Below are 16,342 nucleotides of genomic sequence, written 5' to 3' on the forward strand. Positions count from 1 at the left end.
GACCCAAGGCGGACAAGCCTAGGCATAATGCGCCTGTACCCACAGGCGCATGCTGCTCATGAAACCGACCCTTCCTCCCAGACCCCGTTGGCGCAGCCTGGCCCTGCTGGCACTGTGCCTGGCGCCGTTGCTGTGGCCGCTCGAGCATCTGGCCGAGCGCTATTACCGCAGCGAGCTGGCCAGCCAGAATCGCCAGACCCTCGACCTCTATGTCGCCAACCTGCTGGGCACCCTGCATCGCTATGAAGTGTTGCCACAGATCCTTGGCGACCTGCCGGCCCTGCGTGCCGTAGTCGGGGCGCCGGACGATAGCGTCACCCAGGGCAATGCCAACCGACTGCTGAAAAACATCGCGACCCAGACCGGCGCTGAAGTCATGTACCTGATGGATGCCACCGGCAAGACCCTGGCCGCCTCCAACTGGGACAAGCACGACAGTTTCGTCGGGCGCAATTTTTCCTTCCGGCCGTATTTCAGCGAAGCCATGGCCGGGCGGCTCGGGCGCTTTTTCGGCCTGGGCACGACCTCCGCCAAGCGCGGTTACTTTTTCGCCGCCGGGGTGCGCGACGGCGAAAAAATCGTTGGCGTGCTGGTGGTCAAGGTCGACCTCGACCACACCGAAAGCCTCTGGGGCAAAACCCCGGAACAACTGCTGCTGACCGATCACAACGGCGTGGTCATCCTCACCTCGCGACCGGAGTGGCGATTTCGCTCGACCCGCCCGTTGAGCGAGGACGAAAGCAAGGCCATCACCGCGATCCAGCCCTATCCGACCCGCGACCCAAAACCGCTGAAGCTCAATCCCAATGCCTGGCTGACCCAGACCCAGCCAATCGCCGAAACCGGCTGGAATGTCAGCATCCTCGCCCCGCGAACCTTGATCGACCGCCCGGTGCGCACGGTGGTGGCCATCGGCGGTGCAACCCTGCTGGTGCTGATGCTGTTGCTTGGACTGATGATGCAGCGCCGTCGCCACTACCTCGAACGCATCGACTTCGAAGGCAAGGCCCGCCGCGAACTGGAAGGCCGGGTCGCCGAGCGCACCAGCGATCTCGAAGGCCTGAACCGGCGCCTGAAACAGGAAGTGCTGGAGCGCGAACAGGCCCAGCAGGAGCTGGTCCGCGCCCAGGATGATCTGGTGCAGGCCGGCAAATTGTCGGCACTGGGCACCATGTCGGCGAGCATCAGCCACGAACTCAATCAACCGCTGGCAGCAATTCGCAGCTACGCGGAAAACGCCGAAGTATTGCTCGATCACCAGCGCACCGACGATGCCCGCGGCAATCTCAAGCTGATCAGCGAACTGACCGGGCGCATGGCTTCGATCATCGCCCACCTGCGCGCCTTTGCCCGGCGCGACCGGCATGCCCCGGAAAGCGTCGCCCTGCAACCGGCGCTGGACGATGCCCTGGCCTTGCTGGCCAAGCGCCGACGCAGCATGGAAGTCGAACTGATCCGCGACTTGCCCGCCGCCACCCTGTGGGTCGAGGCCGGGGAAACCCGCCTGCGCCAGGTACTCGGCAATCTGCTGGCCAACGCCCTGGATGCCCTGACGGAAAAAGGCCCGCCACGTAAACTCTGGCTGAGTGCCCAATCCACGGCCGAAGGCGTCAACCTGTACATTCGCGACAATGGCCCCGGCTTTTGCATGGAAGCCCTCGGGCGTGCCAGCGAGCCGTTCTACACCACCAAGACCCGCACCCAAGGCCTTGGCTTAGGGCTGGCGATTTGCGAAACCCTGATGCGCGCCTTCGGCGGTGAACTGTCGTTCGCCAATCACAAGGAGGGCGGCGCCCTGATTACCCTGAAGCTGCGCGCAGGCGCACCGGGCGTGAGCCTGCAACCGTCCGAGGACCGAAGTGCATGACCATCGACAACCGCATTCAGGTCGTGTTGATCGACGACGATCCCCACTTGCGCCAGGCCCTGAGCCAGACGCTGGATCTGGCCGGCCTGAAGATCCTGCCGCTGGCCGAAGCCAAGGGCCTGGCCGCGCAACTTGAACGCGACTGGCCTGGGGTGGTGGTCAGCGACATCCGCATGCCCGGCATGGACGGCCTGGAACTGCTGAGCGAACTGCACGCCCAGGACCCGGAGCTGCCGGTGCTGTTGATCACCGGCCACGGCGATGTGCCGCTGGCGGTGCAGGCCATGCGCGCCGGGGCCTATGACTTTCTGGAAAAGCCGTTTGCCAGCGACGCCCTGCTCGACAGCGTGCGCCGGGCGTTGGCCCTGCGCCGGCTGGTGCTGGACAACCGCAGCCTGCGCTTGGCCTTGAGCGACCGCAATGAACTGAGCGCCCGCCTGGTGGGCCACTCACCTTCGATGCTGCGCCTGCGCGAGCAGATCGGCGCCCTGGCCGCGACCAAAGCCGATGTGCTGATCCTCGGCGAAACCGGCGCCGGCAAAGAAGTCGTGGCCCGGGCGCTGCACGATCTATCAAGCCGCCGCAACGGTCCGTTCGTGGCGATCAACGCCGGTGCCCTGGCCGAGTCAGTGGTCGAAAGCGAGCTGTTCGGCCACGAACCCGGCGCCTTCACCGGCGCGCAGAAACGCCGCATCGGCAAGTTCGAATTCGCCAATGGCGGCACCTTGTTCCTCGATGAAATCGAAAGCATGAGCCTGGATGTGCAGGTCAAGCTACTGCGTTTGCTGCAAGAGCGGGTGGTCGAACGCCTGGGCGGCAATCAGCTGATCCCACTGGACATCCGCATCATCGCCGCCACCAAGGAAGACCTGCGTCAGGCCGCGGATCAAGGGCGTTTCCGCGCCGACCTGTATTACCGCCTGAACGTTGCGCCGCTGCGGATTCCACCGCTGCGCGAACGCGGCGAAGATGCACTGATGCTGTTCCAGCATTTTGCCGATGAAGCCAGTGCCCGCCACGGCTTGCCGCCCCATGAACTGCAACCGGGGCAACGTGCCTTGCTGCTGCGCCACACCTGGCCGGGCAACGTGCGCGAGCTGCAGAATGCCGCCGAGCGGTTTGCCCTCGGGCTGGAACTGGCCCTCGACAACGGCACTCCGGATGGCAGCGCCTGCAACAGGGTCGAAGTCGTCAGCGGCGGTTTGAGCGAGCAAGTGGAGAACTTCGAAAAAACCCTCATCGCCGCCGAACTGGCGCGCTCGCACAGCTCCGTGCGCAGCGTCGCCGAAGCCCTCGGCATTCCGCGCAAGACTCTGCACGACAAACTGCGCAAACACGGTTTGAGCTTCTCGGACAGTGGCGCCCCGGCCCACCCTGACGACCTCGACTGAGCTAACGTCCAATCATCCACTTCACGCAAGAGGTCCCTGAATGAGCCGCGACAGTCGACAACTGGAATCAGTCCTCCATCACGACATTCCCCTCACCCGGGACATGGGCCTCAAAGTGCTCGACTGGCATGACCAGCAACTGCGCCTGCACTTGCCGCTGGAAGCCAACGTCAACCACAAGAGCACCATGTTCGGCGGCAGCCTGTATTGCGGCGCGGTCCTGGCCGGTTGGGGCTGGCTGCATCTGCGCCTCAAGGAAGAAGGCATTACCGACGGGCACATCGTGATTCAGGAAGGGCAGATCAGCTATCCGCTGCCGGTGACGGGCGATGCCAACGCCATTTGCCAGGCGCCGGATCCGGTGATCTGGAAGAAATTCCTGACCACCTTCCAGCGCTACAGCCGAGCGCGGTTGACCCTGCATACGCGGGTCGTCAATGAAGGCCGTGATGAGGATGCGGTGAGGTTTGTCGGGCAGTACGTGCTGCACCGCTAAACGCCACTGCCTCTGCCTCTGCCTCTGTAGGAGCCGGCTTGCTGGCGAATGATGCAACGCGGTGTGCCTGACACACCGCTTCGCTGCGATGCGGCGACCCGACACGCCAGCTCCTACAGGGAAGCGAGTGCCAGCAGCTTCTCGCGCCACGCCGCCTTCGCCGGCAGCGCCAGGAAGAACGCATTCAACAGCGACTCCCGCGCCGGATAACTGAACGGCTCACCACTCAACTCCAGCACCTCACCACCCGCGCCTTCCAGCACACCTTGCGCCGCCGCCGTATCCCACTGCGAAGTCGGTGCCAGGCGCGGATAACAATCCGCCGCCCCTTCGGCCAGCAGGCAAAACTTCAGCGAACTGCCGATATTGGCCAGTTGCAGCTCGCCAAGGCTCGCACTCAGCCCCGCCAGCAAACGCTCCTGCTCCGGGCTCGAATGGCGACGGCTGGCCACCACGGTGAACGACTCGCCTGGCGCCAGCGCATCACGCACCTTGATCGCCACCGGCGTGCCACCTTTATCGCCACGCCAGGCACCGAGGCCGGCACCGCCAACATAGAAACGTCCGTTGGTCGGCATCGACACCACGCCGAACACCACTCGACCGTTTTCGATCAGGGCGATGTTGACGGTGAATTCTTCGCTGCCGCTGATGAACTCCTTGGTGCCGTCCAATGGATCGACCAGCCACCAGCGCTGCCATCCGGCACGTACGCTTTGCGCAATGTTGGCGTCCTCTTCGGACAGCACCGGGATGCTCGGATCGAGCGCCGTCAGCCCGGCCAGGATCAGGTGGTGCGCGGCCAGGTCGGCAGCGGTCACCGGAGAATCATCAGCCTTCGCCGTAACGGCGGTGCCTGTGCGCCAGAACGGCAGGATCGCCTCACCGGCCTGCAAGGCCAGCTCGATGACCGGTGCCATCAACGGATGCGGGAAATTCATGACTGGAACGCTCCGCGCTGAGTCAACAGGTCGCGGGCCAGATACAGCGCCGCCAAGGCACGGCCTTCGGTGAATTGCGGGTTTTGCGCCAGCGCCGAGAGTTCCCGCAGATTGACCTTGTCGACCCGCATAGGCTCTGGCTCGTCGCCTTCCAGACTCGCTTCGTAGAGGTCGGTAGCCAGCACCACTTGAATCTTCTGGCTCATGTAACCGGGGGACAACGACAACTCGGTCAAGTGCTCCAGTTGCCGCGCGCCGAAACCAGCCTCTTCCTTGAGTTCACGCTCGGCCGCCGCCAGCACGTCTTCGCCCGGCTCGATCAAGCCCTTGGGCAGCGACATTTCATATTCATCCGTGCCGCCGCAATACTCCTCGACCAGCACCGCGTGCTCGGCATCGAGCATCGCCACGATCATCACCGCGCCGTACCCGGCACCTTTGCCGACCAGCCGCTCATAGGTGCGCTCCACGCCGTTGGAAAAGCGCAACTTCAGCTCTTCAACGCAGAACAATCGACTGGTGGCGACAATTTCGCGGGCGAGTATGGTGGGTTTCTGGCGCATGCAAAGCTCCTTGGCGTGAACGCGCTACTATAACGCGGCTTTCCCGTTTGTTTACGCCAGAAATCTATCTACTGCCCGAGACGTTGCCATGCCTTCACTACCCTGGTCCGACATCGATACCGTTCTGCTGGACATGGACGGCACGCTGCTGGACCTGCATTTCGACAACCACTTCTGGATGGAGCACCTGCCCCAGCGTTACGCCGAACTGCACGGGGTCAGCCGGGCCATGGCCGAGATGGAGCTGCAGCCTTTGTTCGAGCGCAATGCCGGCCAGTTGCAGTGGTACTGCCTGGACTTCTGGAGCGCCGAACTGAAGCTGTCGGTGCGCGACCTGAAACTGGAAACCGCGCATCTGATCGCCCTGCGCCCGGACGCCGACACTTTTCTCGCCGCGATCAAACGGGCCGGCAAGCGCGTGGTGCTGATCACCAACGCCCATCGGGATGCGCTGTCGTTGAAGCTGGAAAAAATCGAACTGGCGCCGTACTTCGAGCGCTTGATCAGCTCCCATGACTACGGTTTCCCCAAGGAAAACCAGCAGTTCTGGGATGCGCTGCAAGCCGATATCGGGTTCGATCCGGCGCGCAGCCTGTTCATCGACGACACCTTGCCGATCCTGCGCAGCGCACGGGACTTTGGCGTGGCGCATTTGCTGGCCGTGCGCGAGCCGGACAGCCGCAAGGGGCCGAAGGACACGGCGGAGTTTGCGGCGGTCGGGGATTATCGGGATTTGATTGCCGGGCTCTAGACCGAGTTGTCCGCATCGCGGGCAAGCCCGCTCCCACAGGATCCGAGTCGTTCACGATGAATGCGAACGACGCGATTCCTGTGGGAGCGTGGCTTGCCCGCGATGGCCATCACGCGGTTTGACGACTTACTCAGGAATCCGCAACGACTGCCCCGGATAGATCTTGTTCACGTCCTTGAGCATCGGCTTGTTGGCTTCGAAGATTTTTTGATACTTGTTGGCATCGCCATACACGCGCAAGGAAATGGCGCTTAGGGTGTCACCCTTCTCGACCACAACAAATTTCGCCGCAACGACCACCGGCCCGGACACCGTAATCTGATCATCCACGCTGCCAACCCCGGCAATATTACCCACCGCCAACAGGATCTTTTCCTTCTCTTCCTGGCTCGCCACTTCGCCAGTCACCGTGACCTTGTCGCCATCGACTGTCGCCTGCACGTTCGGATTACCCAGGCCGACCTTGCTGATGTGTTCTTTCAATTGCTCACTGGCATTGGCGTTGCCTGGCGTCAGCAAATCCAGCAGCTTTTCGCCTGCTTCTTTCACAAAGCTCAAAAGACTCATGGTGCACTCTCCTTGGGTTTGGGGGTTCCAGACGCAAAAGCCTAGACCACAGCAGTCACTTGCGAATCCAACCCGACCAATGACCCCGCTTGCGATAGAATCCGCACCTTCCCAAACGCCGGAGCGAAGATGGACATCAAGCAGCTGAAATTCCTCATCGCTCTGGACGAAACCCGGCATTTCGGCCAGGCCGCCGCACGCTGCCATATCACCCAGCCGACCCTGTCCATGCGCCTGCGCAGCCTGGAAGAAGAACTCGACCTGCCGCTGGTCAATCGCGGCCAGCGCTTCGAAGGTTTTACCGCGCCTGGCGAGCGAGTGCTGGCGTGGGCGCGCACGGTATTGGCGGCCTATGACGGCTTGTATGCCGAGGCCGCCGCCTGTCGCGGCAATCTGGTCGGTACGTTGCGCCTGGGCATGGTGCCGCTGTCGAGCTTCGATCCGCTGCCACTGCTGCAACGCCTGCACGCCGAACACCCGAACCTGCGCTTTGAATTGTCAGCGCTCAGTTCCGAACAGATCCTCGAACAACTGGCGAGCAATCGCCTGGACCTCGGTGTTTCCTATCTGGAGCGCCTCGACGCCGAACACTTCGACTCCCTGGCCTTCAGTGAAACCCGCATGGGCCTGCTCTACGATCAACGCTACTTCACCTTTGGCGAGGCGCCGCTGAGCTGGGAATCATTGATCGAACTGCCACTGGGCATGCTCACCAGCGGCATGCACTTTCGCCAGTCCATCGACCATAACTTCCACAGCCGCGGCCTCACCCCACAACCGCTGCTGCAGACCGATGCCGTCCATCAACTGCTGCAAGCCGTGCACGGCGGCCTGTGTTGCGCCGTGATGCCATTGGACGGCGGCCTCGAAGGCCTGACCGAACACTTGCGCCTGCAACCGATCGAAAGCGCCAAGACCCTCGGCCGCCTGGGGCTGATCATGCGTCGCAGCGCGCCACGCTCGGCCTTGGCGGAGGCCTGTTTCGCGATTTACCAACAATCACCGACCGGCGCTTGATCGACGGCATCTATCGGTAGATCAGTAATAGCGATTAGACGCGACAAGTTGCCGCGCCTAGTCTTAAAGCTGATCAAACCGTGGGTGATGCCATGAACACCAAGCGCCCTTCCTGCGCGGCGCCTGCCCTCGAAACGCCCGCGCCCGCCGCCAGCCAGACGTACAGTTACAGCAATCTTGAATACTCGGAGTCGGACAGCACCGCGCTGGCCGAGGAAGTCGCGTTGGCGATTGCCTACAACGGCATCAGCCAGGCGGTCATGCTGGTAACGCCGACGGATCTGGAAGACTTCATTGTCGGCTTCAGCCTGGGCAGCGGCATCATCCAGGACGCCTCGGACATCTACGACCTGCAACTGACCGGCTCGGGCTCGGCGCAATACGCGCAAGTGACCATCGCCAACCGCGCCTTCTGGAACCTCAAGCAGCAGCGTCGACAACTGGCCGGCACCAGCGGTTGCGGGCTGTGCGGCGTGGAGGCGGTCGAGCAGGCCCTGCCGGACCTTCAGGTATTGCCCGGCGCCCCGCTGCCACCCCTTAAATGGCTCGATGGCCTGCGCCAGCGCATCGGCGCCTTCCAGCCTTTGGGCCAGCATTGCGGTGCGGTGCACGCCGCGGTGTTCATGAACGATCAGGGCGAGTTGCTGATGGGCCGCGAAGACATCGGCCGGCACAACGCCCTCGACAAGCTGATCGGCGGCCTTGTCCGCCAGAACATCCCGACCGCCGGCGGGCTGGCGATCGTCACCAGCCGCTGCAGTCTCGAATTGATCCAGAAAGTCCTGCGCGCCGGCATCCAGACGCTGGTCAGCCTGTCGTCGCCCACCGGCCTTGCCGTGCAATGGGCGCGCCGCCACAACCTCAACCTCATCCATCTGCCACAGAAGAATGCGCCGCGGGTCTACAGCCCAACGTTGGAGAAACAAGCGTGAGTCAACACCGTCAAGCCGACCAGACCCCTGTTCCTCGCTACAAGCCCTATAAAGGTCCTGCCGGTGGCTGGGGCGCGTTAATCAGTGTGGCCCAGGCCTGGTTGACCAGCGACAACGCCCTGAAAAACCTGCGCATCATGCTCAAGACCAACCAGAACGGTGGCTTCGACTGCCCCGGTTGCGCCTGGGGCGATTCCCCGGAAAAGGGCATGGTGATGTTCTGCGAGAACGGCGCCAAGGCGGTGAACTGGGAAGCGACCAAACGCCGTGTCGATGCAACGTTCTTCGCCAAGCACAGCGTCACTTCGCTGCTGGAGCAAAGCGACTACTGGCTCGAATACCAGGGTCGCCTGACCGAGCCGATGAGCTACGACGCACAAACCGACCGCTATAAACCGATCAGTTGGGACGACGCCTTCGCGCTGATCGCCAAACACCTGAACGGCTTGTCGAGCCCGGACCAGGCCGAGTTCTATACCTCGGGCCGCGCCAGCAACGAAGCGGCATATTTGTACCAGCTGTTCGTGCGCGCCTACGGCACCAACAACTTCCCCGACTGCTCGAACATGTGCCACGAAGCCAGCGGTGTGGCGCTGTCGCAAAGTGTCGGCGTCGGCAAAGGCACCGTGACCTTCGACGACTTCGAACACGCCGATGCGATTTTCGTCTGGGGCCAGAACCCCGGCACCAACCACCCGCGCATGCTTGAACCGCTGCGTGAAGCAGTGAAGCGCGGCGCGCAAGTGGTGTGCATCAACCCGCTCAAGGAACGCGGCCTGGAACGCTTCCAGCACCCGCAGCACGCGATCGAAATGCTGATGAACGGCTCCGAGCCGACCAACACCGCATTCTTCCGCCCCGCCCTGGGCGGTGACATGGCGATCATGCGCGGGATGGCGAAGTTCCTTTTGCTGTGGGAACGCGACGCACAGAAAACCGGTGCGCCAGCGGTGTTCGACCATGACTTCCTCAATGAACACAGCGCCAATGTGCTGGAGTACCTGGCGGTCATCGACGAAACGCCATGGGAGCAGATCGTCGAGCAGTCCGGCCTGACCCTGGTCGAGATCGAGCAAGCGGCGCGCATGTACGCCAAGGGCAAGAACGTCATCATGTGCTGGGCCATGGGCATCACCCAGCATCGCCATTCGGTGGCGACCATCCAGGAAATCGCCAACCTGATGCTGCTGCGCGGCAACGTCGGCCGCCCGGGTGCCGGCCTGTGCCCGGTGCGGGGCCACAGTAACGTGCAGGGCGACCGGACCATGGGCATCAACGAACGTCCGCCGGCAGCCTTCCTCGATTCCCTGGAGCGCCGCTTCCAGTTCAAGGTGCCACGCCACAACGGGCACAATGTGGTCGAGGCGATTCATGCCATGGCCGAAGGCCGGGCGAAAGTCTTCATCGGTCTGGGCGGCAACTTCGCCCAAGCCACGCCGGACAGCCCGCGCACCTTCCAGGCCCTGCAAAACTGCGACCTGACCGTGCAGATCAGCACCAAGCTCAACCGCAGCCATTTGACCCACGGCAAGGACGCGCTGATCCTGCCGTGCCTGGGCCGCACCGACATCGATATCCAGACCGAAGGCCCGCAAGCGGTGACCGTCGAAGATTCGTTCAGCATGGTCCACGCCTCCAACGGTCAGTTGCAGGCGTTGTCGAACCAGATGCGTTCGGAACCGGCGATCCTGGCTGGTATCGCCGCCGCGACCCTGGGCAGCCATCCCGTGGACTGGAACTGGCTGGTGGCCGACTACCGGCGCATCCGCGACCTGATCGCCGAGACCATTCCCGGCTTCAAGGACTTCAACGAGAAGATCAAGAACCCGGGTGGCTTTTACCTGGGCAACAGCGCCGGTTCGCGCAAGTGGAGCACCGCCTCGGGCCGGGCCAACTTCCGTCCGAACGCACTGCCCAAAGACCTGGTGCACGAACGCACCCGCGCCACCGGTGTGCTGCCGGACCTGATCATGCAATCAATGCGTTCCCACGATCAGTACAACACCACGATCTATGGCCTCAACGACCGTTATCGCGGCGTGAAAGGTCAGCGCGACGTGTTGTTCGTCAACGAGGCCGACATCATTCGCCTTGGCTTCAAACCGGGGCAGAAGGCCGACATCGTTTCGCTCTGGGACGATGGCGTCGAACGTCGGGTGAAAGGCTTCACGCTGCTGGCGTTCGATATCCCGGCCGGGCAGGCGGCTGCGTACTATCCGGAAGTGAATCCGCTGGTGCCGCTGGAAAGCGTCGGGGATGGCAGCCATACGCCGACGTCGAAATTCGTGGCGATCCGGCTGGAAGCGGCGAGTGAGACCGGGCTGATCATGGCCAGGTCTGCTTAATGTGTTGTCTGAACTGGCCCCATCGCGAGCAAGCTCGCTCCCACAGTCTTTTTCTGTTGTTCACATAATCTGCGTTCGACTGAAATCCCTGTGGGAGCGAGCTTGCTCGCGATGGGGCCAGACCAATCACCAAAAACTCCGGACCCTGCACTTTCCTTTCGCCCACAAAAAAGGCCGTTTCCTCACGAAAACGGCCTTTGCGAATAAGTAAAAGACCGGCAAAAAAACGTTAAGTTCCGCCCAAAAAACAGTAACTTGCAATATTGTATACAAGTCGTGTTATTCGTCGGATTTCGATTGTCACGCCCATTCCAGAGCCTCAGGATCGCGCCGTCATCCCCTTGAGGTTCCTCCATGAAGTTCTCCTCGATTCTCTTGTTGTCCCTTGGCCTGGTCAGTGGCATTGCCTCTGCCGGCGGCACCACCGAAGCCGGTGTAGGCGGCGCATTGGGCGGGGTTCTGGGCTCGGTCGTCGGTCAGTCGTTAGGCGGCAGTACAGGTTCCACCATCGGCGCGGCCCTGGGCGGCGCGGGTGGTAGTGCCGTCGGCGCAAACAAGCACAGCCGTGGCGAAGCGGCCATTGGTGGTGCGTTGGGCGCAGCGGGCGGTAACGTGGTTGGCCGCAGCGTGGGCGGCACCACCGGCAGCCTGATCGGCGCAGCAGCAGGCGGCGGCGCCGGTGGCGCGCTGGGTAACTACATGGGCAAAGAGTACGATAATGATGACGACGACGATCGTCGTTCGTATCGCGGCCATGGTGATCGCCGTTACTACCGTGACGGCCATCCGGGCCGTGGTCATGCCTATGGCCATCGCAAGAAGCACCACAAGTACTACCGCGACTAAGGCCTCGAGCGCCTCGCTGGCAGGTACAACAAAAATCGCAGCCCAAGGGCTGCGATTTTTTTTGCCTTACTGAGCCACCAGACGCTCCAGCGCCCCGCGCAACCCTGGCGGAATCGCCACGGGCTGATTCGACGCCCGATCGACAAACACGTGCACGAAGCGCCCTGCCGCGCAGGCTTCATCCTCCCCTTGCTTGAACACGGCCAGTTCGTACTGCACCGAACTGTTGCCCAACTTGCCCACCCGCAGACCGATCTCGATGCGGTCCGGGAAAGCAATGGAAGCAAAGTAATCACAGGCCGAACTCACCACGAACCCCACCACCTCACCGTCGTGGATATCCAGGCCGCCGACTTCGATCAGGTAAGTGTTCACCGCCGTATCGAAGAAGCTGTAATAGGTCACGTTGTTGACGTGACCGTAGGCGTCGTTGTCGTGCCAGCGGGTGGTGATGGGCTGGAAGTGCGGGTAGTCGGTGCGTTGCGGCATTAGCGTTGCTTCCTGAGTGGGTTCGCCAGTCTAAGGCGAAAACCGCGTTGCCTTCATCGATCACTTGTCAGCGAAGCCCTTGCCCGCCGCCGCCAGTTCCCCGATCAACCGCGCCGATTGCCAGTGAGCGCCCTGACACGTCTCAAGGTCCATCAAGCGTCGATGGATATCCGCCAGCCCTTGCTGATCGGCCCAGGCCATCGGCCCGCCCTTGTCGGCCGGGAAACCATAACCGTTGAGATAGACCAGATCGATATCGTGAGCCGATCCGGCAACACCTTCCTGCAGGATCTTCGCGCCTTCGTTTACCAGCGCCAGCAAGCAGCGTTCGAGAATCTCCTGCGGGCCGATCTCGCGGCGCTGGAACCCCAGTTCCTCACTGACTTGCAGCACCAGTGCGTCGACCTGCGGATCGTGCTCGGCCTGACGACTGCCCGGCTCGTAGTGGTAAAAACCGTTGCCACTCTTCTGGCCAAAACGCTCCATCTCGCACAACCGGTTATCCACCTGAACCTCCGGCGCGTCCTGCCCGACCCCGGACAGTTGCCGTGAGCGCCACTGCAGGTCGACGCCCACCACGTCGAACATGCGGAACGGCCCCATGGCGAAACCGAAGCCTTGCAGCGCTGCGTCCACCTGGTAGGGATAAGCACCCTCCAGCAGCATTTTGCGCGCTTCAAGCACGTAGGTATTGAGCATGCGATTGCCGATGAAACCATCGCAATTGCCCGCCACCACACTGACTTTGCCCATGCGCTGGCCGAGCGCCAGCGCCGCGTCGAGGACTGCCGGTGCAGTCTGCGCGCCACGGACGATTTCCAGCAGCTTCATGATGTGCGCCGGGCTGAAGAAATGCAGGCCCAGCACTTGCTGCGGCCGACGTGTCGCCGCCGCGATAGCGTCGATGTCCAGCGCCGAAGTATTGCTCGCCAGTATCGCTTCAGGTTTGAGCAGGCCATCGAGCTCGCGGAAAATCTTCTGCTTGAGCTCAAGGTTCTCGTACACCGCTTCAATGACCAGGTCGACGTCGCGGATGGCCACATAACCATCGGCCGCGGTTACACGCGCGACTCGAGCATCGGCTTCACCCTGATCAATGCGGCCCTGACGCACACTGTGGGCATAGGTGTCCGCCACGCTTGCCAGGGCTTGCTCGAGCATTTGCGGATTGTTGTCGACCCACTGCACGGCCACTCCGGCGTTGGCCAGGCACATGACAATGCCACGGCCCATGGTGCCCGCGCCGATGACGGCGGCGCGCTGAATATTCGACGGTGTCTGGCTCATGTTTTGTTCTCTTGTTGGCGATCCGAAGACAGCCACCACCATAGTCAGCCACCGGGCTTTTTTGAAATTTATTCCTGTGATGAGCAACATTCAGCGGATGGATGTAACCCTGCCAGATGCCTGTGCGCCCACTCCCGCACCTCGGCATACGGATAATCCTCCAGCGCCGCAAACCCGGAAATCGAGCGCGCCTTGAGCTTGGTAAACAACGGCACGCTGATCCCGCACAGAAACCGAGTCACGCGCTCAGCCGAGGGCAAGCTGCCCGTGTGCTGCTCGTGCCTGTGGATAAAACCGCCACACAGCGCCACGAAATTCTTATCCACAAGCGCCGGCAGCTCCGGCGGTGCCGGTAGCCGCGCCACCTGGCCATGGCACACCGAACAATGGCCACACTGCTGCGGAGCATTCTGGTCGCCGAAATACTCGGCCAGGCGATAGCCAAGGCAACGGTCGGTGGCGAACAGATCCAGCATCGCGTGAATCCGCGCGACCTCGGTGCGCTCATGCCGAGTGAAATAGCCGTGCAGTTCCTCGCTCAACGCGACGTTGTCGAACCCGTTTTGCAGCACGCTGTAGACCTCGGTCATCTGCTTGCTTTCGAGCTCCACCCACCCCTTCTCCTGGAAGTAATCGAGCGCCTTGACCACCCGATTGCGCTCGGCCTGATGCTGCGCGTACAACGCCTCGAAATTCACCGTGGCCCAGGTCCGGGCGCGACTGGAGGTCTGGATGATCGCTGCGACAAAATCCCTGCGCTCGCCTTCGAAACGCGCCAACAACGCCTCGGGCTCTTCGAGGTACTTGAAGCGGTACTCGGCGTAGTACGCGTAGCGCGGTGCTATCAATCCGCGCAATTCGAGTTGCACCAGCAAGGTCTTCAGCGGCAATTGGCGAATGTTGCTCTGGTCGGCCAACGGCCCCAGCAGGAACTCCCACTGCCCTTCGGGCGCTGTGGCCTGCATCTCGTCAAGCACGCAACGGATGCCATCCAGCTCCGGCGTGTCGCCGTAGACGAAGTTCTCCAGCACGTTGAGGCTGTCGCGGTTGGCCAGCACCAGGCAATCCGACGGTTGCCCGTCACGCCCGGCGCGGCCGATTTCCTGACTGTAGTTCTCGATGGATTTGGGCAGGTCGAAATGCACCACGTTGCGGATGTCGCTTTTGTCGATGCCCATGCCAAAGGCAATGGTGGCGACGATGCAGTTGGACTGTCCGCTCATGAAGCGACGCTGGATCGCTTCCCGTTGTTCATGGGGCAAGCCGGCGTGATAGGCCTCGGCCTGAATGCCGTTGCGGTTCAGGTGTTCGGCGATCTGCTCGGCGGTTTTCTGCAACGTGACATAGACGATCCCCGGCTGGTCCGGACGCTGGCTCATCCACTCGACGAGACGCCTGCGTTTATCCGCTGCGCGCACCGGCTCCACCAGCAGATTCAGGTTCGGGCGATAGAAACCGGTGGTCACCACATCGTCGGCGGCGATGGCGAATTTTGCCTGCATGTCGGCGATGACCTTGGGCGTCGCCGTTGCGGTCAGCAGCAGCACCTGAGGGATATTGAACTGGCGTTGATAGTCGGGGAGCTTGAGGTAGTCCGGGCGAAAATTATGTCCCCATTCGGAGATGCAGTGCGCCTCGTCCACCACCAGCAACGAGATCGGAACTTGTTGCAGGAAATGGCGAAAACGCTCGTTCTTCAGGCGCTCCACCGAGATCATCAGAATCTTCAACTCGCCGGACCTGGCACGCGCCATGACATCGCTGGCGTCATCGCGGCTCTGCGCCGAATCGATGCTGCCCGCCGAGATGCCGTGGCGTTGCAGGAACGCCAGTTGATCCTGCATCAACGCCAGCAGCGGCGAGACCACCAGCGTGAGGTGCGGCAGCAACAGCGCCGGCAATTGGTAGCAAAGGGATTTGCCGGAACCGGTGGGGAAAATCGCCGCCGCCGAACGCCCGGCCAGCACGGCACTGACGGCCGCCTCCTGACCGGGTCGAAACTGTGGATAACCGAAAACCTGTTCCAGGGTGTTGTGCATAAGCTGTCACTCCGTTGACTGCTGCGGTGTCAGAAGCCTAGCCAGCGATCGCAGCGAGTCGAGAAAAGGTCGGGGGCAAAACGATACGGGATGATACAGCGGATGGCTGGAAGGGCTTGAGGAATCGGGCAACTCACCCACCGCAAAACTCGAAATGCCCGACGCTGTCCGAGAGCCCCTCTCCCGAGACTGACTGCGAAGCGGCTGAAAGCGTTGTAGGCATTTTTACCTCCAGCCAAGTCACGTTAAAAAACCAGCAGCAGCGTGTAGTCCCTTTCCTCAAAATATGACAAAACCCTTACAAAGCCTGTCGATCTCAGCCGTCTTGTTCCGCAACGCCATACCCTCCTATAGTTTCCAGCGCGGCTGAAAACAGTGTCTCGGCCTGCCGGGAACATTTGCCGATTTCGCACAGGATCCACTCAATGAAAAACCCTGACTCACTGACAGCCCGCTACCACCCACTCAAGACCCGCTACAGCGAAACCCCGGTGCTGGTCATCGACACCGAGGCCGACCCCTACGAGATCCTCGATGCCGCCCGACAACGCATCCGCGCCGCCAGCGACCTGCTCGAAACCCTTTATTGCACGTGTTTCAAACAGGCCGATGCGAGCGACATCCCCAAGATCGTCAGTGCCCTGTACCTGCTGACCCAGGATGGCAACGACATGCTCGACATTGCCCGACAGCGTTTGCCGAAACTCACCACCTGAACCATCACCACAACCCCCTGTAGGAGCTGGCTTGCCAGCGATGAACGTAACGCGGTGCGACCTGCTCAAGGTTGCCCAGCACAACGCATGCTGAA

At 62.1% G+C, this 16,342-nt stretch carries 15 protein-coding genes; 9 read left to right on the forward strand and 6 right to left on the reverse strand.

Annotation, left to right across the window (positions count from 1 at the left end; all coding sequences use genetic code 11):
- The first annotated feature begins 58 nt into the window (after positions 1 to 58).
- The 3 genes from EI969_RS29160 to EI969_RS29170 are packed head-to-tail and all read left to right on the forward strand — an operon-like array spanning position 59 to position 3,754.
- The gene (locus tag EI969_RS29160; protein WP_160390735.1) at positions 59 to 1,867 is read left to right on the forward strand and encodes an ATP-binding protein; all 1,809 of its coding nucleotides are present in this window, start codon (positions 59 to 61) and stop codon (positions 1,865 to 1,867) included.
- A complete protein-coding gene (locus EI969_RS29165) occupies positions 1,864 to 3,258 on the forward strand; it encodes a sigma-54 dependent transcriptional regulator (RefSeq protein WP_160390736.1) in 1,395 nt (464 codons plus the stop codon). The genes EI969_RS29160 and EI969_RS29165 overlap by 4 nt, the downstream gene beginning before the upstream one ends.
- 40 nt (positions 3,259 to 3,298) lie before the next feature.
- Positions 3,299 to 3,754, forward strand: coding sequence for a YiiD C-terminal domain-containing protein (locus EI969_RS29170; RefSeq protein ID WP_008003181.1), 456 nt, complete (start codon positions 3,299 to 3,301; stop codon positions 3,752 to 3,754).
- A gap of 113 nt (positions 3,755 to 3,867) precedes the next feature.
- On the opposite strand, the gene cysQ is transcribed toward EI969_RS29170, so the two are convergent.
- Positions 3,868 to 4,695: a 3'(2'),5'-bisphosphate nucleotidase CysQ gene (cysQ, locus tag EI969_RS29175; protein ID WP_160390737.1), complete on the reverse strand. Its 828-nt coding sequence runs from the start codon at positions 4,693 to 4,695 to the stop codon at positions 3,868 to 3,870.
- Positions 4,692 to 5,258: an ADP compounds hydrolase NudE gene (gene nudE / locus EI969_RS29180; protein WP_160390738.1), complete on the reverse strand. Its 567-nt coding sequence runs from the start codon at positions 5,256 to 5,258 to the stop codon at positions 4,692 to 4,694. The genes cysQ and nudE overlap by 4 nt, the downstream gene beginning before the upstream one ends.
- Before the next feature lie 88 nt (positions 5,259 to 5,346).
- Between nudE and yrfG the strand changes: the two genes are divergently transcribed.
- A complete protein-coding gene (gene yrfG, locus EI969_RS29185; RefSeq protein ID WP_160390739.1) occupies positions 5,347 to 6,009 on the forward strand; it encodes a GMP/IMP nucleotidase in 663 nt (220 codons plus the stop codon).
- A gap of 126 nt (positions 6,010 to 6,135) precedes the next feature.
- Here yrfG and lysM read toward each other — a convergent pair whose 3' ends face one another.
- Complete coding sequence (gene lysM, locus EI969_RS29190) at positions 6,136 to 6,576, reverse strand: peptidoglycan-binding protein LysM (RefSeq protein ID WP_160390740.1); 441 nt, start codon at positions 6,574 to 6,576, stop codon at positions 6,136 to 6,138.
- 129 nt (positions 6,577 to 6,705) lie between these two features.
- Here lysM and EI969_RS29195 point away from each other — a divergent pair, with 129 nt between their 5' ends.
- The 4 genes from EI969_RS29195 (at position 6,706) to EI969_RS29210 (ending at position 11,716) form a co-directional block, all read left to right on the forward strand.
- Positions 6,706 to 7,593: a LysR family transcriptional regulator gene (locus EI969_RS29195; protein WP_160390741.1), complete on the forward strand. Its 888-nt coding sequence runs from the start codon at positions 6,706 to 6,708 to the stop codon at positions 7,591 to 7,593.
- Between the two features lie 92 nt (positions 7,594 to 7,685).
- A complete protein-coding gene (gene fdhD / locus EI969_RS29200) occupies positions 7,686 to 8,525 on the forward strand; it encodes a formate dehydrogenase accessory sulfurtransferase FdhD (protein WP_160390742.1) in 840 nt (279 codons plus the stop codon).
- Positions 8,522 to 10,870: an FdhF/YdeP family oxidoreductase gene (locus EI969_RS29205; RefSeq protein WP_160390743.1), complete on the forward strand. Its 2,349-nt coding sequence runs from the start codon at positions 8,522 to 8,524 to the stop codon at positions 10,868 to 10,870. The genes fdhD and EI969_RS29205 overlap by 4 nt, the downstream gene beginning before the upstream one ends.
- A 354-nt stretch (positions 10,871 to 11,224) precedes the next feature.
- Positions 11,225 to 11,716, forward strand: a complete 492-nt coding sequence (locus EI969_RS29210) for a glycine zipper domain-containing protein (RefSeq protein ID WP_160390744.1) — start codon at positions 11,225 to 11,227, stop codon at positions 11,714 to 11,716.
- A 66-nt stretch (positions 11,717 to 11,782) separates the two neighbouring features.
- Here the strand turns inward: EI969_RS29210 and EI969_RS29215 are convergent, their stop codons facing one another.
- From EI969_RS29215 to EI969_RS29225, 3 genes are all read right to left on the reverse strand, one after another.
- Positions 11,783 to 12,205: a thioesterase family protein gene (locus EI969_RS29215; protein WP_160390745.1), complete on the reverse strand. Its 423-nt coding sequence runs from the start codon at positions 12,203 to 12,205 to the stop codon at positions 11,783 to 11,785.
- A gap of 60 nt (positions 12,206 to 12,265) precedes the next feature.
- On the reverse strand, positions 12,266 to 13,492 hold the full coding sequence (locus EI969_RS29220) for a 3-hydroxyacyl-CoA dehydrogenase (protein ID WP_160390746.1): 1,227 nt from the start codon (positions 13,490 to 13,492) through the stop codon (positions 12,266 to 12,268).
- A gap of 68 nt (positions 13,493 to 13,560) precedes the next feature.
- A complete protein-coding gene (locus EI969_RS29225) occupies positions 13,561 to 15,531 on the reverse strand; it encodes an ATP-dependent DNA helicase RecQ (protein ID WP_160390747.1) in 1,971 nt (656 codons plus the stop codon).
- Positions 15,532 to 15,956: 425 nt separating this feature from the next.
- Between EI969_RS29225 and EI969_RS29230 the strand changes: the two genes are divergently transcribed.
- Positions 15,957 to 16,247, forward strand: coding sequence for a hypothetical protein (locus EI969_RS29230; RefSeq protein WP_160390748.1), 291 nt, complete (start codon positions 15,957 to 15,959; stop codon positions 16,245 to 16,247).
- The last annotated feature ends 95 nt before the right edge of the window (positions 16,248 to 16,342 follow it).

Source organism: Pseudomonas sp. PB101, assembly GCF_009764265.1.
Classification (GTDB): domain Bacteria; phylum Pseudomonadota; class Gammaproteobacteria; order Pseudomonadales; family Pseudomonadaceae; genus Aquipseudomonas.